At 45.7% G+C, this 23,070-nt stretch carries 18 protein-coding genes; 12 read left to right on the forward strand and 6 right to left on the reverse strand.

What is annotated here, in order from left to right; genetic code table 11:
* The first annotated feature begins 3 nt into the window (after positions 1–3).
* The 11 genes from ABIX36_RS02145 (at position 4) to ABIX36_RS02195 (ending at position 17,242) form a co-directional block, all read left to right on the forward strand.
* The gene (locus ABIX36_RS02145) at positions 4–2,484 is read left to right on the forward strand and encodes a DUF5686 family protein (protein WP_348080515.1); all 2,481 of its coding nucleotides are present in this window, start codon (positions 4–6) and stop codon (positions 2,482–2,484) included.
* 334 nt (positions 2,485–2,818) lie between these two features.
* A complete protein-coding gene (locus ABIX36_RS02150) occupies positions 2,819–3,781 on the forward strand; it encodes a rhodanese-related sulfurtransferase (protein ID WP_348080516.1) in 963 nt (320 codons plus the stop codon).
* A 16-nt stretch (positions 3,782–3,797) separates the two neighbouring features.
* Entirely contained in the window at positions 3,798–4,394 is a 597-nt protein-coding gene (locus ABIX36_RS02155; RefSeq protein WP_348080517.1) for a hypothetical protein, read from the forward strand.
* 288 nt (positions 4,395–4,682) lie between these two features.
* A complete protein-coding gene (locus ABIX36_RS02160) occupies positions 4,683–7,568 on the forward strand; it encodes a triple tyrosine motif-containing protein (RefSeq protein ID WP_348080518.1) in 2,886 nt (961 codons plus the stop codon).
* A 323-nt stretch (positions 7,569–7,891) separates the two neighbouring features.
* Positions 7,892–10,846 carry a TonB-dependent receptor gene (locus ABIX36_RS02165; RefSeq protein ID WP_348080519.1) on the forward strand — a complete coding sequence of 985 codons (2,955 nt, stop codon included), beginning with the start codon at positions 7,892–7,894 and terminating at the stop codon, positions 10,844–10,846.
* A gap of 20 nt (positions 10,847–10,866) precedes the next feature.
* Positions 10,867–12,339: a RagB/SusD family nutrient uptake outer membrane protein gene (locus tag ABIX36_RS02170; RefSeq protein WP_348080520.1), complete on the forward strand. Its 1,473-nt coding sequence runs from the start codon at positions 10,867–10,869 to the stop codon at positions 12,337–12,339.
* Between the two features lie 21 nt (positions 12,340–12,360).
* A complete protein-coding gene (locus tag ABIX36_RS02175; RefSeq protein WP_348080521.1) occupies positions 12,361–13,194 on the forward strand; it encodes a LamG domain-containing protein in 834 nt (277 codons plus the stop codon).
* A gap of 95 nt (positions 13,195–13,289) precedes the next feature.
* A complete protein-coding gene (locus ABIX36_RS02180) occupies positions 13,290–14,960 on the forward strand; it encodes a glucoamylase family protein (RefSeq protein ID WP_348080522.1) in 1,671 nt (556 codons plus the stop codon).
* 18 nt (positions 14,961–14,978) lie between these two features.
* Complete coding sequence (locus ABIX36_RS02185; RefSeq protein ID WP_348080523.1) at positions 14,979–16,328, forward strand: glucoamylase family protein; 1,350 nt, start codon at positions 14,979–14,981, stop codon at positions 16,326–16,328.
* Positions 16,329–16,437: 109 nt separating this feature from the next.
* Positions 16,438–17,013, forward strand: a complete 576-nt coding sequence (locus tag ABIX36_RS02190; protein WP_348080524.1) for an alpha/beta hydrolase-fold protein — start codon at positions 16,438–16,440, stop codon at positions 17,011–17,013.
* Positions 16,979–17,242, forward strand: a complete 264-nt coding sequence (locus tag ABIX36_RS02195) for a prolyl oligopeptidase family serine peptidase (protein WP_348080525.1) — start codon at positions 16,979–16,981, stop codon at positions 17,240–17,242. The genes ABIX36_RS02190 and ABIX36_RS02195 overlap by 35 nt, the downstream gene beginning before the upstream one ends.
* Before the next feature lie 70 nt (positions 17,243–17,312).
* On the opposite strand, the gene ABIX36_RS02200 is transcribed toward ABIX36_RS02195, so the two are convergent.
* The 4 genes from ABIX36_RS02200 to ABIX36_RS02215 all read right to left on the reverse strand — a co-directional run bounded on the left by ABIX36_RS02200 (position 17,313) and on the right by ABIX36_RS02215 (position 19,776).
* Entirely contained in the window at positions 17,313–17,837 is a 525-nt protein-coding gene (locus ABIX36_RS02200) for a hypothetical protein (protein ID WP_348080526.1), read from the reverse strand.
* A 135-nt stretch (positions 17,838–17,972) separates the two neighbouring features.
* A complete protein-coding gene (locus ABIX36_RS02205; RefSeq protein ID WP_348080527.1) occupies positions 17,973–18,599 on the reverse strand; it encodes a response regulator transcription factor in 627 nt (208 codons plus the stop codon).
* 3 nt (positions 18,600–18,602) lie between these two features.
* On the reverse strand, positions 18,603–19,265 hold the full coding sequence (locus ABIX36_RS02210) for a sensor histidine kinase (RefSeq protein WP_348080528.1): 663 nt from the start codon (positions 19,263–19,265) through the stop codon (positions 18,603–18,605).
* A gap of 262 nt (positions 19,266–19,527) precedes the next feature.
* Positions 19,528–19,776 carry a hypothetical protein gene (locus ABIX36_RS02215; RefSeq protein WP_348080529.1) on the reverse strand — a complete coding sequence of 83 codons (249 nt, stop codon included), beginning with the start codon at positions 19,774–19,776 and terminating at the stop codon, positions 19,528–19,530.
* 174 nt (positions 19,777–19,950) lie between these two features.
* Between ABIX36_RS02215 and ABIX36_RS02220 the strand changes: the two genes are divergently transcribed.
* The gene (locus tag ABIX36_RS02220) at positions 19,951–20,526 is read left to right on the forward strand and encodes a hypothetical protein (protein ID WP_348080530.1); all 576 of its coding nucleotides are present in this window, start codon (positions 19,951–19,953) and stop codon (positions 20,524–20,526) included.
* Between the two features lie 42 nt (positions 20,527–20,568).
* Here the strand turns inward: ABIX36_RS02220 and ABIX36_RS02225 are convergent, their stop codons facing one another.
* Both ABIX36_RS02225 and ABIX36_RS02230 read right to left on the reverse strand, forming a co-directional pair.
* Complete coding sequence (locus ABIX36_RS02225; protein WP_348080531.1) at positions 20,569–21,327, reverse strand: phosphosulfolactate synthase; 759 nt, start codon at positions 21,325–21,327, stop codon at positions 20,569–20,571.
* A gap of 247 nt (positions 21,328–21,574) precedes the next feature.
* Positions 21,575–22,978 carry a tetratricopeptide repeat protein gene (locus tag ABIX36_RS02230; protein ID WP_348080532.1) on the reverse strand — a complete coding sequence of 468 codons (1,404 nt, stop codon included), beginning with the start codon at positions 22,976–22,978 and terminating at the stop codon, positions 21,575–21,577.
* Positions 22,979–23,070 lie beyond the last annotated feature (92 nt).

Here is a 23,070-nt window from a genome sequence, read left to right on the forward strand (position 1 = left end):
CCTATGAAAAGATATTTACCCCTTCTTGTTTTTTTATTCACTGCAATTAGCGCTTCAGCGCAGCAATATATTTTGTCGGGCAAAATTACCGGGCAAAAAAACGAGCCTATACCTTTTGCGTCTGTTTACATCCGCAGTTCAACATACGGTACCACGGCCAACGAGGAAGGTATTTACCATTTTAAACTAAGCCCGGGCACCTACAATGTGGTTTACCGTTTGGCAGGTTATACTGTTCTGTCAGAAACCATTACCATTACTGATCATGACGAAGTTCACAATATCCAATTAGTCGACGAAGAGTTTAAGTTTAGCCAGGTATCTGATAAGTGGAGGCGCAACCAGGACCCCGGCGATACCATTATGCGCATGGTGCTCCAAAAACGCGAAGCGCATTTGAAAGAGCTTAAAGGCTACTCCTGCGCGGTTTATATTAAAGGCGTACAAAAGCTTTTAAGCACCCCAAAATCATTACGCAGCGAAGTAGTTACCCGCGCGCTCGACCTCGACTCGCTGGGCCGGGGCATATTGTATCAGTCCGAATCGTTATCAACCTTTAACTATCAATCGCCCGATAAAGTTCGCGAGATCACCATCGCCTCAAAAAGCGCGGGTATCAACACGGCATTTGGGTATAACAAAGCATCAGACCTGCAGGCTAATTTTTACAATAATGTTTTCACCATCCCCGGGTTAAGTACCCGCGGTTATGTATCGCCGGTGGCATCAAACGCTTTCACGTTCTACCGTTATCAGCTTGTGGGGAGCACCATACAGAACGGGCAAACGATATATAAGATCCAGGTAATCCCTAAACGCGAGTATGGGCAATATTTTACGGGCAGTATTTATATTGTGGAGGGCGAATGGCGTATTTACAGTGTCGACCTGATGCTTAAGGGCAAATCCAACTCGCTTAATTTGGTAGATACCCTGCAGGTTCGCCAACAATATATCCCTATTACCGATAGCGTATGGATGCCGGTTTCGGTATTGTTCAACTTCAAAGGCTCGGTTTTGGGTTTTAAATTTGGCGGATATTACCAGGGTATTTATAACAATTATAAGCTCAACCCAACTTTCCCTGACAAGTATTTTACCGGAGAGATACTCAAAATTGATACAGCTGCCAATATTAAAACTCCAAATTACTGGGCCGCAAATCGCCCTGTCCCCTTAACACCGTTGGAAATACGCGATTACGAGAAAAAAGACAGCGTTGCCGCCTACCACAAAACCGAGGCGTATCTGGATACCCTTCAACATACCAAAAATAGCATCAATTATCCGGGTTACCTGATATTTGGCTATAGCGCCAGCGACCGCACCGAACGCGACTCGCTTTATATCTTCCCATTCCTCCAAACTTTTTATTACAATACGGTAGAAGGCTTCGGTATAAATGCTAAAGTGCGTTATACACGTACCATTGATGATTTCCATTCACTGGCTATTACGCCTGCTGTGCGGTATGGATTCTCCAATAAATTATTCAGCGCCAATATACTTACCGAGTACAAAAACGACCCTTTCCATAACGCCAAATTCTGGGTGAATTTTGGCAGCGATGTGCTCGATCTGAACAACGTTGGCACCCGTTCACTCTATTTTAATACGCTGAGTACCATCCTGAGCGAAAACAACTACGTAAAATATTACCGCTCCCAATTTGGTGCTTTTGGTTACCAGCGGGAAATTGCCAACGGCGTACTATGGAGCGCGAGCCTCAACTACTCGGGGCGCCGCCAGCTTTACAATACCAATTTAGGGCATTTGGTTGATGTGAAAGATAAGGAATTCACCTCCAATAACCCATTGGCCCCGGCAGGTACACCACCTGATGACCGCTCCTTTTTATTCCCAACACACCAGGCATTATCGTTTACCACAGCTGCTACCTTTACTTTCGATCAGCAATATATTACACGCCCGACCGGTAAATTCAACCTGCCATCTAAGTATCCTACGCTTACAGTTACCTACCGCAAGGGCTTTGATAATGTGTTGGGCTCTGATGTAAACTACGATTTTGCATCTGCGGATATTTCGCAATACAATATTCGTATCGGCCTGTCAGGTTATTCTTCATTTAAGCTTATCGGCGGCGGTTACTTTAATAATAAGAAACTGTATTTTATGGATTACTACCACTACTTAGGTAACCAGGGTACCACGTTCGACCCTACCTACATCGGTAGTTTCCACTTCCTGCCTTTTTACACCTACAGCACCAACGGCGGCTTTTTAGAGGCTCACTATCAGCATAATTTTGCAGGTTCGTTATTAAATAAGATCCCTTACCTCCGCCGTTTAAAATTGGAAGAAGTAATAGGGGTCAACTTTTTAACCACCAAAGGCAACCCCAGCTACCGCGAGTTCTACGTAGGCGTGCAGCGCCTCATTTTCCGGGTGGATTATGGTATCTCCTACGCCGGCAACAAAAAGTACCTGCAAGGATTCAGGATATTTTATGGTATAAGGTAAGTGCCTGTCCTTTTTAGGCAGGGGTGTTCCAATTGCAATGTGGAACACTTATTTTCAAAACAACATTGATTATCAGCATTTTACAGTTTTTTGTGAAACACTTTGGAACACCCCTGTCCTTTAGGTAATACATGTAAATTATTAATTGTCAAGCGCTTAAATGAAAAACGCAAAACTATGGAACACTAGTTGTGAAACAGTTTTTTTTGCAAAAAAAGAGGCTATTGTGTCAATGTTGCACCATTATAAATGTTAGTTGTTGCTTTTTACCTTTCCGCCCAAATCCTTATCTTTGCGTCTCATTTAACACTGTTTGCAGCAGTATCAATGGTTTATGGCAAAATACAACACACTACTATACTATTGTTATTCAACAATAGCCGATGCGGAGCAATTTGCTGCCGATCACTTAAAATTCTGTAAAAGCTTAGCGTTAACAGGTCGCATTATTGTTGCCGAAGAAGGTTTGAACGGTACCGTTTCCGGCTCTGCTGAATCTTGCAGAACCTACATGGACACCCTGCACGCTGATGAGCGCTTTGCGGGTATCGACTTTAAAGTTGATGAGGTTGATGAGCCGTCGTTCGTAAAAATGCATTGCCGGTATAAATCGGAGATCGTACACTCGGGCCTGCGCGACCCTCATATGATCAATCCACAAAAACAAACCGGCAAACATTTGGAGCCTGCCGAGTTTTTGGCGATGAAGGATCGCGACGATGTGGTGGTGCTTGATGTACGCTCAAATTACGAGCACAACCTGGGCAAATTTAAAAACGCGGTTACGCTGGATATCGAGAACTTCCGTGATTTCCCGGCCATGATAAACGAACTGGCGCAGTATAAAGATAAAAAGATCCTCACCTACTGCACCGGCGGCATCAAATGCGAAAAGGCATCTGCTTTGCTACTGCACGAGGGTTTTACCGATGTTTACCAGCTGCATGGCGGCATTATTAAATATGGCAAAGAAACCGGCGGCGAAGATTTTGAAGGCAAATGCTATGTATTTGATAACCGTCTTTCGGTTGATGTGAACAGCGTAAACCCGGTAGTGATATCTACCTGCCTTAACTGCGGTAAAACCACGCCTAAGATGATCAACTGCGCCAACCCCGAGTGCAACGAACACTTTACCCAGTGCGATGAATGTGGCACCGCCATGAATGGCTGCTGCAGCGATGCCTGTAATGAGCATCCGCGCAAGCGTGTTTATGATGGCACAGGTTATTACGTAAAAGTGCCACAGCCGGTAAATACGGCTAAAAAGGGCGATAAGCTGCAATTAGCTGATTAATAGCTATCTTTATTTCATGAGAAGTGCGCTAACGGTATGTTTGCTGTTTGCCTCGATGGCATTAGGGCAAAACAATTGCAGCCCCAACGATTTTAAAAAGCTTTTTACACTATCAAACCAAGCTACGGTATCAGATCCGGCATTTACGGCTGGGCTGAAGATATTCAAGAAACTGGAAGCCGGCAAATGCTATGATTATACCACGAAAAACGCGAAGCGTCAGGATTCGGTTATTGCATCACGTACCGAAATTTTCGGCGATATCTGCCTAAAGGCCAATAGTCGCAGGGCTATAAAAGAATATATAGCTTATTTAAACAGGCATACCGGGTCGGCCGAAGAACAGCTCTCTTTTTCTTTTGAACGATTGTTTGTTCAACAACCGGCAGATGTACTTTCTGTCATCGGAACAGATAAGCGTTTGCTGGGGCATTTGGTATGGGGCTTTGTAAACAACCATTATAATGCAGGTCCCGACAATTCCAAATTGAACTCTAAAAATTACAGCGCCATATTTTATCGGGTAAATCCACACATTAAGCAACTCTACCCGAAATATAAAATACAGATTGATTACTTGCTTAGCGCAATCAAATCGGAACTAAAAGGATAGTAAGGCTTATTTCGGCTAAAGCCCGATCGATCGCCAATTATCCGTCTCATAAATGGGACGGCAATAAAGGGGTAATTCCAATAAATCTTGCTCTAATTACTTCGGTTTAACCGTGGGAATAATAAACAGCCACAACTCCTTCATTGCCGTCGGTTTCAACCGACGGAATATCGAGCCAGAAGCTCGGCTTTAGCCAAACCCCACCGGTAAGCTTATTTCTTTTTATTCAATCTCAAAACTGTATTTTCGTATCAAATTTAGCGGCTACCTATCGCTATCCATCATCCTATGCGTAAACACGTTCTGCTGGCTTTTTTACTGGTTGTTTTAAATATTGGCGCTTTCGCGGCCGATATTAAAAGCATTGGCGTGCCCTACGTACAAAATTACACCAAGGCGCAATACCAATCGGGCAATCAAAACTGGTCCATCACCAGGGATGAGCATGGCGTAATGTATTTTGGTAACGATGAAGGGCTACTGAGCTTCGATGGCAAATACTGGCAGCTAAACCGTATGCCCAACGGACTAATTGTACGCTCGGTAGCGGCAGATGGTAAAGGCAAAATATACTCGGGTGGCTTTGGCGAATTTGGTTATTGGGAAAACGAGAATGGCTTTTTAAAATACCGGTCGCTCATCCACCTCGTTCCCAAACAATATCAGCCCATAAACGAGGAAACCTGGAAGATCTACATCGAGCAGGACAGGGTCATCTTTCAATCCTTCGGCTCCATCTATATTTATGCCAAGGGGCGGGTAAGCGTTATCAAAGCCCCTAAGCCTTTCCTCTTTCTTTTCCGCCCGGGCGGCCGCTATTTTGTAGAGGAAGTTGATGCGGGGCTGTTCGAATTAAAAGGAGACAAATTAAGTTTTATAGCAGGCAGCAATATCCTGGGCAGCCGTGTGCTCTCCGTCCTCCCCTTTCAGCAAGGCAAATATTTAATAGGCACCGCCAAAAACGGTTTGTTTATTTACGATGGCAAGCAAATAACCCCCTGGCAAAACCAGGCGAATGATTTTTTGAAGAACTACCAGTTGAATAATGGCGCGGTTATCTCGGGCAAGTATTTTGCCTATGGTACCATTTTAAGCGGGGTTGTAGTTATTGATACCGCGGGCAATGTGGTGCAGCACATCAACAAATCAAGTGGGCTGCAAAACAACACCGTATTGAGCCTGTATACAGATGCGCAGCAGAACCTTTGGGTGGGGCTGGATAATGGCATCGACCGGATAGAAGTAAATTCCCCGCTTTATTTCTACTTCGATAAAACGGGGCGCTTCGGCACGGTTTATTCCAGCATCATCTTCAACAACAAAATTTACCTGGGTACCAACCAGGGGCTATTTTATAGCGATTGGATAAGCCCGGGCAGCAAGGGCTTATTTCAGTCCTTCGATTTTCAGCTGATCCCCGGTTCGCAGGGGCAGGTGTGGGAACTCTCCCTGCAGGACGGTCGCCTGCTTTGCGGCCATAACGATGGTACCTTCCAGGTGAACGGCAGCAGCATCACCAAAATAACATCACTTAGCGGCGGGTGGACGCTGAAAAAATTCAACACCAACCGCCTTATCCAGGGTACTTATACGGGCCTTATTATTTATCATAAAGATGCCGCCGGCAACTGGGTGTTCGAAAATAAGGTAGAAGGCTTTGGCGAACCTTCCCGGTATGTGGAGCAAGATAGCAAAGGCCAGATCTGGGTGAGTCACGCTTATAAAGGCATCTATAAAGTTACCCTCACCTCCGATATGAAACGGGTGGCATCCAAAAAGTATTACGATAAAAGTTCCGGCCTGCCGGATAGCTACAACATCGGGGTTTTCAATTTAGATAACCGCATCGTTTTCTCCTCCGAGTCGGGCTTTTACGTGTACGATGATATTACTGATCGCTTTTACAAATACACCCAATTAAACAACAGCCTGCATACCTTCTCCACATCCAACAAGGTGATAGCGGCGGTTGGTAAAAAATACTGGTTCATCAACCACGGTAAAGTTGCCCTGGCAGACCTATCGATTCCTGGCAAACTCACCATCGATTCCAACAGGTTCAGTATGCTCGACGGTCAAATGCTGCGTAACTATGAGAACATCAACCTCATTAATAACCAAATTTACCTCATCAGCGTTGATGATGGTTTTGTTATCCTGAACGATGAGGATGCCCGCCAGCAGCAAAGGCAAAAGCTGCCAACGGTACTAATAAGGCAGGTAGAAAACATTACGGATAAGGTTTCGGTCATCAGTGATATCGGTACAGATAACAATGATCTCGAGCTCCCCTTCAACCAAAACAATATCCGTATCTCGTACAGCCTGCCCTATTACCGGCAGGGCAAAATAAAATTCCAGTATTTCTTAGAGGGGTATTCGCGTCAATGGAGCGATTGGAGCCTGCAGAGCCAAAAGGAATTTACCAACTTAAGCCAGGGCACCTACAATTTTAAAGTGCGCGCCAAAATAAACGACGAGAACGTATCAGCAATAACCGCGTTCAGTTTTAAGGTACTGCCGCCCTGGTACCTCAACAACCTGGCGTTTTTGTTTTATGTACTACTGGTCATCCTCGCCTACTACATCATCAGACATTACTACCGCCTTAAACTGCGCCGCCACCAGGCAGAGATCCAGGAGAAGCTCCAGCGCGAGAAAGAGGAGTTTCTGCGCCGCGAAGCGGTTGCCAACGAGCAGCACATCGTTACCATTAAGAACGAGCAACTACAGGCAGACCTCGCCAGCAAGAACCGCGAGCTGGCAAACTCGGCCATGAACATTGTTTACAAAAATGAACTGCTGCAAAAGTTAAGCGATGAACTGAACAACTTTAAGGATAGCGCCGGTAAAAAGATCTCGGAAGAGCAGTTGAAAAAGATCCATAACGTGATAAACGATGGCATGAGCGATGAGCGCGACTGGAACATTTTTGAGCGCAGCTTTAACGAAGCGCATGAGAATTTCTTCAAAAAACTAAAAACAGACCACCCCGACCTGGTACCCAACGACCTGAAGCTTTGCGCCTATCTGCGCATGAACATGAGCAGTAAAGAAATGGCCTCGTTATTAAACATTTCCTTACGCGGTGTAGAAATAAGGCGTTACAGGCTCCGTAAAAAGCTCAACCTGGAGCACGATAAGAACCTCGTGGAGTTTCTCATCGAGCTATAATACTACATCATTACCTCTCATACCCCATAGTGTAAACCATACGCCTTTTAAGAAGTTTGTAGTATGTACAAATTACACTATCTATTTATCAATTAATTGATATACAGTATTTTGTGTTTTTTATGAAATTCAGATGAGAAAGTGTTTTCATTGTGATGTAATAATGTAGAGGAACAATATTTGTTAAAATTGTATTAACTCCTCAATTTCGTTGCTTCTAAAAACCAATTAATTCAAGTACCAACAAATCACTACCCACTATGAAGAGAATTTATACAATCTCGGGGTTACTTCTATTGTTTACTTTTTTCTCAACTTTCGCCATGGCGCAAAACATTATCGTAAAAGGTAAAGTTAGCGATGCTAAAACAGGCGAGCCGCTTATCGGCGTAACAGTTGGCGTACAAGGTACATCCATAGGGGCCCAAACCGATGTTAACGGCGGTTTCTCGCTAAATGCCGAATCAAACGCAATCCTCCAGGTTTCTTATATAGGCTACACTGCACAGTCTATCCCGGTGAACGGGCAAACCGCCATTGATATCAAATTACAACCCAGCACAAACGAACTGGCGCAGGTTGTAGTAGTTGGTTACGGTACGCAACGCAAGCTGGATGTAACCGGTTCGGTTGCGTCAGTAAAAGGAGAAGACATTTCTAAACAAGCTTCTACCAACGCAATAAGCTCTTTACAGGGTAAAGTTGCCGGTGTACAAATTACCAATAACGGCAGCCCCGGCTCTTCTCCGGAGATCCGTATCCGTGGTATTGGTACTGTTTATGGTAACGCTAACCCGCTTTACGTAGTAGATGGCGTTTGGTTTGATGATATCAGTTTCTTAAACCCGAACGATATTGAAAACATGAGCATCCTGAAAGATGCCTCGGCCGAATCTATTTACGGTGTGCGTGCAGCCAACGGTGTGGTATTGGTTACCACCAAAAAAGGTAAAGGCGCGGCATCAATCAATTACAGCGCTTACGCCGGCTGGCAAAAAGTTACCAATCAGCCTGCATTGGCCAACGGCACCGAATACGCAACGCTGATCAACGAACTGAACAAAATCCAGTTCCCTAACGATCCGCTTACGTTTGCCGATCCGGGCAAATTTGGAGACGGCACCAACTGGCTAAACACCGTTTTACGCGATGCCTTCACCATGAAACATGACTTAACCGTTAGCGGAAGCACCGATAAATCGAGCTACTCTTTTTCGGCAGGTTACCTTAAACAACAAGGCGTTGCCACCGGTAACGATTATGACCGTATTACGGCTCACCTACAGCAGGATGTACAGGCAACCAAGTTTTTAAAACTGGGTTATAATGCCGTATTGCAACACAGCACATCTAAAGACGCACCGGGCGGCCTTATTTACAAGGCATTCACCGCATCGCCTGTTGTACCTGTATTTTATGCCGATGGTACTTATGGCGATCCAAGCGATTTCCCTATTGGTAACGTTACCAACAATCCAAAGGCACAGGTAGACTTTTTTAACTCGCGTTCTAAAAACTATCGTATTACCGGTAATGTATTTGCCGATATTAAACTGGCGAGCTTTTTAACATTCCACACCAGCTTTGGCGGCGAATTTGGCCAGGCAGAAGTGCTGGGTTATAACCCCGTTTATAAAGCAACTGCAGCCCAGTTTAATGATAACAGCGACCTGAACGTATCAAGGGCCGAAGTAAGGAACTGGATCCAGGAGAACACGTTAACCTTCGACAAGACTTTTAAAGATCACCACTTAACTGTTTTGGCGGGTCAATCGTCTCAGCGTTACAAATCATACAACATTAACGCTACCGCGCAAAATGTGCCTTACACCAGCGATGGTGACCTTTACCTTACCTTAGGTTCAAACGATACCGCTTTCCCGCGCTCAATATCTGATGGCGGTGCTTTGGCAACTTACGAATCTTATTTCGGCAGGATCAACTACTCGTTCAAAAACAGGTACCTGTTAAACGCCTCTATGCGTGGCGACGGTTCTTCTAAATTCATCGGCAACCAGCGTTGGGGTTACTTCCCTTCAGTGGGCGCAGGCTGGATCATCAGCAACGAGCCTTTCATGAAAGATCAGCATATCTTCGATAACTTAAAAATAAGAGGCAGCTGGGGTAAAATAGGTAACGCTTCGGTTCCGGCAAACCTGTCGGTATTAACCGTCAACAACTCGGGCGGCTTCGCGGCTATTTACAATGGCTCGGCTTCAACGGGTGCAAATATTACCACCATCGTACCTCCGCTTACTTACTGGGAGCGTGGTGTTGGTACCGATATCGGTTTAGAGATGTCGTTCCTTAACAATCGCCTTACTTTCGAAGCTGATTACTACCAAAAGAAAACAGAGCAGGCCATATTCGCTATCCCTGTTTTAGGTTCACTGGGAACAAGCGGGGGTACCATTATAGGTAACCAGGCAACTTTTCAAAACCAGGGGTTTGAGTTCTCTGCCGGATGGCGCGGCCAGGCGGGTAAAGATTTTTCTTACTCCATTAATGGTAACTTCAGCATCAATAACAACAAAGTACTATCAACCATTACCGGTGCAAACCCTATTTATGGTGGCGGCGCGGCAGCAACAGGCGGCCAGCTAAGCACCCGTACCATTTTAGGCCAGCCAATTGGAGAGTTTTATGGTTTAGTGGTTGATGGCGTGTTCCAAAATGCGGCAGAGATTGCAGCGTCAAAACAAACCGATGCTAAACCGGGCGATTTCAGGTACAAAGATCTGAACAGCGACGGCGTAATAGATGCGAAGGATCGTACTGTTATCGGTAATCCAAATCCTAAATATCTGTACGGCTTAAACACCTCGTTTACCTACAAAGAGTTTGACCTTGCCGTTGATCTGCAAGGTGTAGCCGGTGTTGATATATACAATGCAAACAAAGGCCTGCGGTATGGTTCTGAAAACTTTACAAAAGATTTTTACGACAATCGCTGGCATGGTGAGGGTACTTCAACTACCTATCCATCTGCCAACATAGGCGGCGGTAATAACTACAAGCCAAACTCATTCTTCGTAGAAAGTGGCGCTTACTTCCGTATCCGCAACGTGCAATTGGGTTATACGCTGCCATCGGGCATAGCTAACAAAATGTTCATGAAAAAACTGAGGGTGTTTGCAAGCGCTCAAAACGTTTACAATTCATTCAGCTACAAAGGCTTTAACCCCGAAATTGGTGGCTCGCCTACCAATGCAGGTATTGATAACGGTGCATTCCCATTGTATGCAACCTACAATTTTGGTGTAAATGTTACTTTTTAACAATAAAAAATACTTAGGTTATGTTTAACAAAAACTTTAAATACGCACTCGCTTTAAGTACATGTGCGGTGCTGATGATTACGCAGGGGTGTAAAAAAAGCTTCTTAGATGTGCCGCCACAGGCACAGCTACCCAGTGTAGAATTTTTTAAGACACAGGACGATGCCACTAAAGCCGTAAACTCTATTTATGGTAACCTGCGCGAGTGGAAAGAAACAGCGTTTGCCCCTATGGCCGTGGAAAGCCTTGGGTCTGACGAGACCGAAAAAGGCAGCACGCCCGGTGACGCAAGCTTTATGAACGGTTATGACAACTTCACCGTAACCGCTACCGATGGCCAATTACAGGATTTTTGGAACGGACAATACCAAAGCATCAACCTTTGTAACCAGGTGCTTGATAACGTACCGAATATTTCAATGGACCAAACCCTGAAGACCCGCTACCTGGCCGAAGCTAAGTTTGTACGTGCGTACAATTATTTTAGGCTGGTACGCGCTTTTGGCGATGTAGTTTTAAGGGTGCATGTGCCAAAAGATGCAACCGAATACAACCTGCCACGTACAGCTAAGGCCGAAGTTTACGCTGCAATTGAGACAGACCTTACAGATGCTGCCGCAGTATTGCCACAAACTTATGGTTCTGCAGAAATTGGCCGCGCCACCAAAGGCGCCGCATTGGCTTTGCATGCAAAAGTTGCTATGTACCAAAAGAAATGGGCCGATGTATTAACCTACACCAACCAGGTAATGGGCTTAGGCTACTCGTTGTTCCCCGATTTTGAAAAATCATTCCGCATAGCGAACGAAAACAACTCCGAATCTGTTTTCGAGATCCAGTGTCAGAATTTAGCAGCTATCCCGGGTGCATCCTCAAGTCAGTATTCGCAAATACAGGGCGTACCTGGCAACTTAAACCTTGGCTGGGGCTTCAACGTACCTACCGATGCGTTAGTGGCTGCATTTGAAGCAGGCGACCCACGTATGGATGCAACCATCATCTTCCGAGGCGAAACCACCCCACAGGGTGATGTAATTGAACTAACAGGGCCAAACCCAAGGTACAATCAAAAATCGTATGTACCTAAAAGCGTTCCCTTCTCTTCAAACCAGGGCGAGGACCAAAACGTAAGGGTTATCCGCTATGCCGAAGTATTGCTAATGAATGCAGAAGCCGCTAACGAAACAGGTAATTCGGCACAGGCGATAGCCTCTTTAGAGCTGGTAAGGGCACGTGCACGTGCTGGCAATGCTGCCATTTTGCCAAAAGTAACCACTACAGACCAGGGTGCTTTGCGTACAGCCATTTGGCATGAGCGCCAAGTAGAACTTGCCATGGAGTTCGATCGCTATTTCGATGTGATCCGCCAGGGCCGTGCTGCCACGGTATTTGGCCCTAAAGGCTGGAAAGCAGGCAAAAACGAAGTTTGGCCTATCCCGCAGAACGAAATTGACCTTGCTGTTGGCGTGTTAACACAAAACCCGGGTTATTAATCAATTCAGAGAAAAATCATCATGAAAAAATTAAATATAAAATTGATGGCCCTGGCACTAATTGGTGTAGGCTTATCATCTTGCCAAAAAAAGTTTGATGCGTCTACCTATGCACCAGCTTTAGATATTGGCGGCTATACCAGCTCAAACGGAGTAGCAACATCAAGCCTGGTGGCAAAATGGTCTTTTGACGACAACCTTGTCGATAGCGTATCAAACACCGCCGGTACCGCTACAGGCACCTTGTTTAACGCGGGTGTTAAAGGCCGCGCTTTACAGGGTGGTACAAATGCATGGGTATTAACCAACCCATCCGCCAGCGTAACGGGCCTTAAAAGCTTTACACTTACCGAATGGGTGAGTACCCCGCCGCCATCAACCGGTGTTATTGGTTTATTCAGCCTGGCCAACACTACACAGTTTTGGGGCAACCTGGAGATCTTCATTGAAAACGGCAGCACAAACGAAAACGGCAAATTAAGGATCCACATGTTTAACGGAACCGATGATAAAACATTTGCTGTTGACGGTGTAGCTAACCTGTTTGATAAGTTTGTAAACATCGGTGTTTCGTATGACGAGGTATCCGGCAACTGCAAGCTTTACGTTAATGGTTCGAGGGTAAAACAGGCAACCGTTGGCGGCCTTACCGGTCCGTTGAATTTTAAAAACACCGGCAAAGTTGTGTTTGGTTGTGTGCAATTTATGACCAGCCCAAGCCAAACAACATCGCACGGTTCTGAACCATGGGCAAGCTTCCTGACAGGTAAACTGGATGAAGTAAGGATATATAACAAGGCACTAACCGATTTAGAAGTTAGCGCTATTGTTAAACTCGAAGGCAGAGGAAAGTAATATTTGATTGGGTTTGAGGTTGTCCGGCATAAGAACCGGGCAGCCTTTTTTTGTGATTTTTTGAAGCAGCAGGCTTTTAAAACAACGATTAAGAGATGAGAGATTTAAAGATGTATGCGGGGATAAGTGTGCTGTTTGTGCTGTTTGCCTGCGGTAAAAGTAATAACCCCACACCGCCGGTGCCGCCGCCCGTTACGCCAACGTCCTTTACTTTTAACGCGTTGAAGGTGAACGGCGTTTTTAATGGCTTTACTTATGTAAATGTTAACAGCACCCCCTCCATCAAAATATCATTCAAGGCGGCGATAAACCATAGTTCGGTAAGCAACGCGCTAACGTTGAAAGACCGCAGCGGCGGGCTCGCCCCCTACACGGTAACTTATGAAAACAACGACAGCACCGTCGTAATTTCGGCCACGCTTAATGCTATACAAAAGTATACATTGAATGTCACCACGGCGCTTAAATCAAGCACAGGCGGCAATTTGCAGTCGGGGGTTGACGTTACGCTAACCACCGCTGTTGACCCTAACGACAAATTCCCAGCCATCTCCGATGATGCCCTGCTGGAACTCGTGCAAAAACAAACCTTTAAATACTTTTACGATTTTGGGCACCCCATAAGCGGCCTCGCCCGCGAGCGCAACAGCAGCGGCGATATCGTCACTACGGGCGGCTCGGGCTTTGGTATTATGGCCATGGTAGTTGGCGTTAACCGCGGTTTTATTAGTCGTGCCGATGGTTTGGCGCGGCTACAAAAGATAGTAGGTTTTTTGAAAACAAAGGCGGTTACTTTCCACGGTGCGTTCCCGCACTGGCTAAACGGCACAAGCGGCGCGGTGCAACCATTCAGCGCTTTAGATAACGGTGCCGACCTGGTAGAAACATCGTACCTCATACAAGGCCTGCTTACCGCCCGCCAGTATTTCAGCGGCGCAACTGCCGACGAAGCAACCTTACGTGCCGATATTAATACCCTTTACAGCAATGTAGAGTGGGACTGGTTTAGGCAGGGCGGCCAAAACGTATTGTACTGGCACTGGAGCCCGAGCAACGGCTGGGCCATTAATATGAAGATCACCGGCTGGAACGAAGCGCTCATTGTGTACGCGCTGGCAGCATCGTCGCCAACGCATAGCATCCCCAAAGAGGTATATGATAATGGCTGGGCCAGCAATGGCGGCATGAAGAATGGGAACACGTTTTATGGTGTTAAACTACCGCTGGGTTCGTCGCAGGGCGGGCCGCTATTCTTCGAACATTACTCCTTCCTCGGTATAAACCCTACCGGACTTACAGATGCGTATGCCAATTACGAAGATCAAACCAAAGCGCACACACTTATCAATTACAATTACTGCGTAGCAAACCCAAACAACAATAATGGTTACGGGGCAAATTGCTGGGGACTTACCGCAAGCGATATTGAGGGTGGATATACGGCCAGCTCGCCAACTAATGATGTTGGGGTGATCTCGCCGACGGCAGCTATATCATCGCTGCCTTATACGCCAACACAATCCATGGCGGCGTTGCGCTTCTTTTATTATAAACTGGGCGATAAACTTTGGGGCGACTATGGCTTTTATGATGCCTTTAACCTCACTAACCCATGGTTTGCCAACTCCTATCTGGCGATAGACCAGGGACCCGAAATTGTAATGATTGAGAATTACCGCACCGGCCTGTTGTGGAACTTATTTATGAGCTGCCCCGAAATAAAAACCGGCATGAAGGGCCTTGGCTTCACCAGCCCTAACTTATAACAATATTAAACTGATCAAATGAAAAAGATATACTCCCTCTTGCTGCTATCACTAATAACAGTAGGCAGTTTCGCGCAAAAAACCGCGAAAGCCCCCGAGGGCATTAAGCCGGTTGGCATCATTAAAAACTTAAGCGATAGCGCCCTTTTAGATGTGGTGCAACGCCAAACCTTCCGTTACTTTTGGGATTTTGGGCACCCTACCAGCGGCCTCGCGCGCGAGCGCAGCAACGTTGCTTTTGATTATGGCAACGAAGTGGTTACCGTAGGTGGCTCGGGCTTTGGCATTATGGCGCTGATAGCGGCAGACAGTCGCAAATTTATCCCTCACGACCAAGCGCTTGACCGCATGATCAAGATGGTGGATTTTTTGGTAAAAGCCGATTCGTACCACGGTGCGTTCCCGCACTGGTTAAATGGCGAAACAGGGAAAACCATTAAATTCGGTCGCCGCGATGATGGGGCCGACCTGGTAGAAACGGCGTACCTTTTCCAGGGCTTGCTTTGCGCGAAACAATATTTTAAAGGCGATACCGAGAAGGAACGCCATATTCGCGGCCGGATACAATGGATGTGGAGCGAAATGGAGTGGGATTGGTTCACACAAGGCGGCAGGGACAACCTGTACTGGCACTGGAGCCCTAATTATGGCTGGGCCATGAACTTCGCCATCCGCGGCTTTAACGAGTGCCTCATCACCTATATCCTCGCCGCATCAGCAGACCGTTACCCCGTTGGTGCTAACGTTTACCACAACGGCTGGGCGCAAAGCGATTTCTTTAAAAATGGCCGTACTTTTTATGGCTACAAACTGCCATTAGGTTTTGATTATGGCGGCCCGCTGTTCTTTTCTCAATACTCGTTCCTCGGCTTAAACCCAACAGGTTTAAAAGACCGCTATGCCGACTACTGGGAGCAGAACTTGAACCATACCCTTATCAACCGCGCATACTGTATTGATAACCCTAAAAAATTCAAAGGCTACGGTGAGAACACCTGGGGATTAACTGCCAGTGATAACTTTGAAGGTTATAACGCCCACTCGCCAACTAACGATCTGGGGGTTATTACACCTACCGCGGCTATATCGGCATTCCCGTATACGCCAAAGTACTCTATGCAGGCATTGCGCCATTTTTATTATGACCTGGGCGATAAGATATGGGGCGAATACGGTTTTACCGATGCCTTTAGCGAATCGAAAGATTGGTATGGCAAATCGTACTTAGCCATTGACCAGGGACCGGAGATAGTGATGATAGAGAACTACCGCAGCGGCTTGCTCTGGAACTTATTCATGAGTTGCCCCGAAGTGCAGAACGGTTTGAAGAAATTAGATTTCCAAAGCCCCTACATCGGCAAAAAATAATTTGTTTAAGGCATCGCGAAGCAAAATATTTTGGGAAGCGTAAATGGAATTTAATTTATTTACGTTTACATAGTAACCCAACATATAACGCTTACCTTAAACAGAACAGATGAAGTTTAAAATAATACTAATAACAGGAATGCTGGGTGCTTTGTACCTGGCATTTCCTTTTTTTACACAGGCGCAGGTAAACTCCGCGTTTGACAGGGGTTCGTTTATCAACAAAACCGACACCCTACCTTACCGGATCCTGTTCCCTAAAAAGTTTAACCCAACACAAAAGTACGCGCTCATATTTGTGCTGCACGGCGCCGGCGAACGCGGCAATAATAACGATGCGCAGCTTGCCTACGGCCCCAAATTATTCCTTAACGATACCATCCGCCAAAAATACCCGGCCATTGTTGTTTACCCGCAATGCCCAACCAACAGTTTTTGGAGCAATGTAAAAATGGATACCAGCGCCACCGGAAAATGGCAGTTCCATTTCCAGGAAGGCGGGGAACCAACCCACGCCATGAGCGCATTGGTTGCACTGGTAGACCAAATGCTGGATAAACCCTATATCAACAAAAAACAGGTTTACGTTGGCGGGCTGTCCATGGGTGGTATGGGTACGTTTGAAATATTAAGACGCAAACCAAAAGTTTTTGCGGCAGCCTTTAGCATTTGTGGGGGGGGATAATACCAACAATGCCAGCATCTACGCCAAAAAGGTACCGATGTGGGTCTTCCACGGCGGTAAGGACAACGTAGTACCGGTAGACCACTCGGATGTGATGGTAGCTGCCCTTAAAGAAGCCGGGGCCGAACCCAAATACACCATTTACCCCAATGATGGCCACAACAGTTGGGACGATGCCTTCGCCGAGCCGGAGCTGATCCCCTGGTTATTCTCACACAGCAAAAAATAAAAAAAAGCGGCCCCGAAATTCGGGGCCGCTTTTACATAAAAACTATTTTGAGAACTTACAATTAGGCCGCTTAGTTAACCTTACCTGTGAAAGTGCCTTGTTCGGCAAAGCCATCCTTACCTGCTGAATTATGCCCAACAATGTAAAATGTGCCTTCGGCTGTGGTGCTGGTTAGTGAGGTTATTTTTACTTCGCCGCCGCCTTTAACGCCGGTGCTGCTTGGTAAGTCGGTGCTGTAATTTAAAGTGCCGTCGGCAGGTTTGGTATAATCTTTTGATATGATGGCACCGTGGCCACTGGTGTTGTCCTGTAACAGATCGAATGTACCGGTGCCGGTTACGTTATTTAAAACAATGGTGATAGATTCTTTAGTACCGTCTTTAACGGCTGTAATGGTAAGTATATTACCCAGTTTTACAATACCCGCAGCAGTGCTGCTGAATGCTGCACCACCTGTACCATCAAACCCGTAGTTTGTAGCCTTAACGGTAGCCGCGCCGCCTGACGGGTTATTTGAACCATCTTTTTTGCAGGAAGATATACCTGTAACCGCAACTATCATTGCCAGTAGAATTACCCCTTTGATCTTTTTCATCGTGTTTTGTTTTGGTGTTTGTTTGAAACAAAATTGACAAAGAAACAGACGCGGTACAATCCCGATGTAAGGGCATATTTAAGTACGTGGTAATACGCAGTCGGCAATTGGTTATGGTAATTTATCAGCGGCTGTTTAGATGATTTTACGCTCGTAGGCGTATTTAAGCAACCCTACAACAGATTGGGTATTGGTTTTACGGAGGATATTTTTGCGATGGGTTTCTACCGTGCGCTCGCTGATGAAAAGCATATCGGCTATGCGCTTGTTGCCAAAATCTTGCTCTATCATCCTGATGATCTCTATCTCCCTATCGGTAAGGCGCGATTCCTCCTGGCTGCGCTTAAAGGATTTCATCAGCTGCAGGGTAATATCGGGCCCAAAATAGTTTTCACCTATGGATACCTTTCCCAGTGCTTCTATCAATTCCTGCTTGCCTGTGTTTTTAAGAATATAGCCTGAGATGCCGGCGTCTATCATCTCGGCAACTACCTGGCTCTCGCTAAACATGGATAAGGCGAGCACCTTTATCTGCGGATACTTCTTTTTTACCAAGCGGGTAAACTCTATACCGCTCATTTCGGGCATACTCACATCGGTGAGCAGTATATCAGGACTCGCAGTGGTCAGCATATCAAGCGCGCGCACCGCACTGGTGCTTTCGCCAATAATTTCAAACCCTGGGATGGTGCTGATGATCAGTTTTAGCCCGTCGATCACCATCTGGTGATCGTCTACAATAAAAATACTTTTAGTGCTCATAATTTAGGTTAAAGGTATCAGTATGGCCACCAGTGTTCCCATCCCCGGCGACGATGATATATCTACAGTTCCTTTTAAATAAGTTACCCGGGCAACAATATTCTTTAGTCCCAGGCCCTCAAATTCTGCCCGGCGGCTGGTATCAAAGCCCTGCCCGTTATCTTCTACCGTAACAGATACGCCGTCACCATCTATCGTTAGTTGAATATCCAGCAATGATGCTTTGGCGTGTTTTACCGCGTTGTTCACGGCCTCTTGCACCACGCGGTAAAGCACTATTTCTGTGTTACTATTCAATTGTTTCTCCAGAACAAGCGTTTCCAGCGTAATTTTTAAATCTCGCGATTCTATTTTGTTCACAAAATCGCGCAGGGCCGGCACCAGGCCCGCCTTCAGCAATACTTTGGGCATCATCTGATGGGTAATGGCACGCACCTCCCTGCATCCCTCATCAACCATAAAAATGGTTTTTATAATTAACTCCAGGTTTTCCGGCGCTGTCGCTTTCAGGCGTTCCAGCAATGTGTCCAGGTTCATTTTGGTCGCCGAAAGCAGTTGCCCTACCCCGTCATGCAGATCGCCCGCCATGCGCCGCCGTTCGTTCTCCCCGGCATATATAATGCCCGTTGTGGCTACAATCTGCTGCTTAATAACCGCGTTTTGCACAACAACTAATTGTCTTAATAAATAATAATTATAAAAAAGATACCCGAAACCGGCGGAGAGAATAAATATAAAGCAAATTATGCTGATAGTGCTAAGCCCATAATTTATTTGTAGGCGGAGCAATAATAAGGGGGGTATTATTTGATGCATCTATTGAGTGTTATCCCCTATAAAAGTAGGGGATAACACCTTGCTACATATACCGTGTATTACGTATTTATTTATACGTAGGTAGCACAGCACCTATGCGTATGCAATCCGGTCAGTTTACAACCGGTTCATCGCTGTTTGCTTCTTCGCTGTTGGTTATGTTGCGGTCGGCATTGAGGGCCGTAGAGGGTTCCGATTTGCTTAAGGTTTCGGTGATGCCATCCATATCGGCCACGGCATCATCGGTATTTACAATCTTGTTAGATTCATCCGTATTGGTAATCACCGCCTGTTCAGCAGCATCCACCTTTGGATCGTCTGTTGGTTGTGGTACGGATGCTTTATCTTTGGGGTCGTTCATGGTTATGTCTTTTTAAGAATAACGCTTGGGGTGGTGGGTTGTTTGGTGGAAAAATCTAACCAAATCGTCATTGCTGTAAGGCACCAGGCAATCTGGATAATTTGAAGATGCCACTACAATTAATCTGTAATGTAAAAAGGATACATTAGTAAAATCTTACCATCTCTATAACCTATGACCGATATAAATCACAAACTGGATCTTCTTTATGACCTGCTGGTGGATAATTTTACAATACTTAAAAATGAATTAATCGGTTTAATTGCCCAGCCCGGTAAAATAGATAACACAAACAAGTTTGCTTCATTGCTTTCTGAACTTAAAAACTCTGATTTTATAGGGCCGCTTCTTTATCAAATTAGTTTGGCTGATAGGAATGATATCTGGCTAACCGATTATTTATATGCTGCTATAAATCTATTAGAAGAGAGCTCTTTTGATGACGAGTTTGCTGTTCCTCCAAATTTTATTGCAAAGTTAGAAGCATGGATCATCAATAATAAGGGGGAACTCGCCTGGAAGGCTGCTAATCTTTTAAAATACCTCGAATCGGAGCAAGCGGAAAGGATCCAGTTAAAAAAACTGGAGGAGCGCGGCGATTTCTTCTTAACTTATGTTGAATGTATTTTGGGGCTTCTGCGGTATAATAAGGCAAAGCACATGAGTATGGCAAAGCAAATTGCAGAGGATGAAACAAGAGATAATGAGTTACGTGAATTTTGCCGGGATATCATTAGCCGCCAATACTAACTATTGAGCACCTTCCGATTGAATTCGATGCCCTGTATTCCCCTACTTCAAAAAGTGCTCAAACGTATCGCTCCTGATCCCCAAACGAAGGGTTTCCAGCGGGATGATATCTGCCGGTGCGATGTTGCCTAAACTAACGTTGGCACCGATGAGTTTTATAAACCAAACCTGCTGCGCTTTTTGAGGGGCTTCCCAGATAATGGTTTCTTCGGGAATCTGGGTGAGGATCTCATCCACCAGCCCCTGCCTTACTTCGCCCGAATCGCGGTAGATGCCTACGTTGCCGCTTTCGCGCGCTTCGGCAATCACCTTCCAGCTACCTGCCTCAATTTCAGCATTCATCAGTTTTATCCACTTGTATGGAGCAAATACCTTTTGGATGTCTTTAGAGCCCACCTCAGATATTACGGTGATCTGTTTGCTCAGCTTGCGGATGTATTCGCATTTCACATCATGCTCAATATCAATGGACCCATCAGATACTTCGCAGTACTCCATCTGGTATTTATCCAATATGCGGCAGTAATCCTCAAACTGCCCGCGTACGATCATCGCCTCAAACAGCGTACCGCCAAAATAGACCGGCAGACCGGCATCTTTATACAACTTTAGCTTGGCATCCAGGTTTGGCGACACGTAGGAGGTTGCCCAGCCCAGTTTTATCAGATCGGAATAACCAGCGCCCATTTCAATAAAATCTTCCACCTGGCGAAGGCTAAGCCCCTTATCCATCACCATGGTAAGGCCTTTATTACGGGGTTTCGCGGTACGTTCGGGAAGATCGTTTATATGATAGTTCATGTATAGATGCGCGTTGAGTTATAGCTTATAACTAAAAGTATTAACGCCGCAAATGTCGGTATTGATGTGCAGATTAAAAAATAGATGTGCAGATTTCAAATGTGCAGATATGCAGATGCCGGGAAGATGTGCAAATTGCAAATGTGCGAATATGGAGATGTTGGAATATTCGTTTACCGTTAAAACAAAAAATGTGCAGATGAAAGGATCATCTACACATTTGCATATCTGCACATTCGCACATCTCTTACTTCGTATACCGGTTAATAATATCTACTATCACCTTGTTCTCCTGCAGCTGGGGCAGGTAATCAAACAGGATGTAATGTTTCTCCGGGTCGGAAGTTAGCGCCATTTCTAAAAAGCTCAGGGCCTCGTTGTACTCGCCTTTGGCAAACAGGTAGGCTACCATGCGGTAATACAACTCTGCCGCTTCGGGGTTATTTTTTATGGCCGAAGACATGATCTCGATAGCGGTAACCAAACGTTGCTGCTCATACAATATCGATGAGTAATCCAGCCAGGCATCCACATCAAGCGGGTTCAGCTCCACTACCTTTTCGTAGGCGGCTTCTGCTTCGGGCATGTGGCCCAGTTTGTATTCGGCATCGGCAATGGCAAACCAGTAGTCGGCATTGGCAATATCCAAATCGAGCGCTTTTTTGTAAAAGTGCAGGGCCTCAAAATAGCGCTCTTCAAAATCGAGCGTTACACCAATACCAAACCAGGCATCTGCCAGTTTAGGATCCATCTTAACCGATTTTTTGTAGAACGACCGCGCCTCATCCATCTGCTCCAGCTTTTCGTAGCACTCGCCAATAGCGCAATAAGTATCGGCATTGGGTTGTTCGTACTCAAAGGTTTCGCGGTAAACATCTATCGCCTCGGCATATTTCTCCAGGTTAACCAAAGCGTTACCCTTGTTAAAGTAGGCTGATGCAAAGCTGTCTTTGATCAATATGGCGTAATCGTAAGCGTCGATAGCTTTTTCGAAAAGACTTAGCTTGGTGTAAGCATTGCCGAGGTTATACCAGGCGGCATAGCTGTACGGCTCGTTATCAATATACTGCTGGTAAAACTGTACGCTCTCCTGCTGGTTATCCAAAACATCGTAGCAAAATGCCAGTTCGTACAGGGCATCCTGGTTTTCCATGTTCTGTTTAAGGCACAACTTCAGGTAAGTTATGGCCGTATCGTAATCGCCCATGTTTTGGTAAACGTAGGCTATATGCAGTAAAATTTCGTCGGTTTCTTCGGCAAGGTCAAGCGCCTTTTCGTAGTTCTCCAAAGCCTCGGTGTTGCGTTCCATACTCTCGTACAGGTTACCGCGGATAATATAGATATCGGCATCGCTGGCTTCCAGCATGGCGGCTTTATCCAGGGCGGCGAAGGCCTCGGTTGAGCGATTGGTTACCACAAGCAGCTGCGCCTGTTTTATTAAAAATACAGCCGCAAAGGGGTGTTGGTTACGTGCGTATTCTGATACCTGCAAGGCTTTCGCCGGATCGTTCTTTTCGATGTAGTAGTCGATGATGTTTTCAAAAGCCTGCGCATCAAAGAAGTACTGATCATGGTTGCGGATCATTTCCTCGTAGCGTTCTACCGAAAACTTTGGATCTTCGGTAAAACCAAATTCAAATTCTTCTTCCATTCAAGTTTATTTGCAGAACACAATCCCCTGGGAGGTTTTAATCCCGCAAGGCTTAAAACATGTGTTCAAATTACAACAATAAGCAGCTTTAA

This window comes from Mucilaginibacter sp. (genome assembly GCF_039925265.1).
Classification (GTDB): Bacteria; Bacteroidota; Bacteroidia; order Sphingobacteriales; family Sphingobacteriaceae; genus Mucilaginibacter.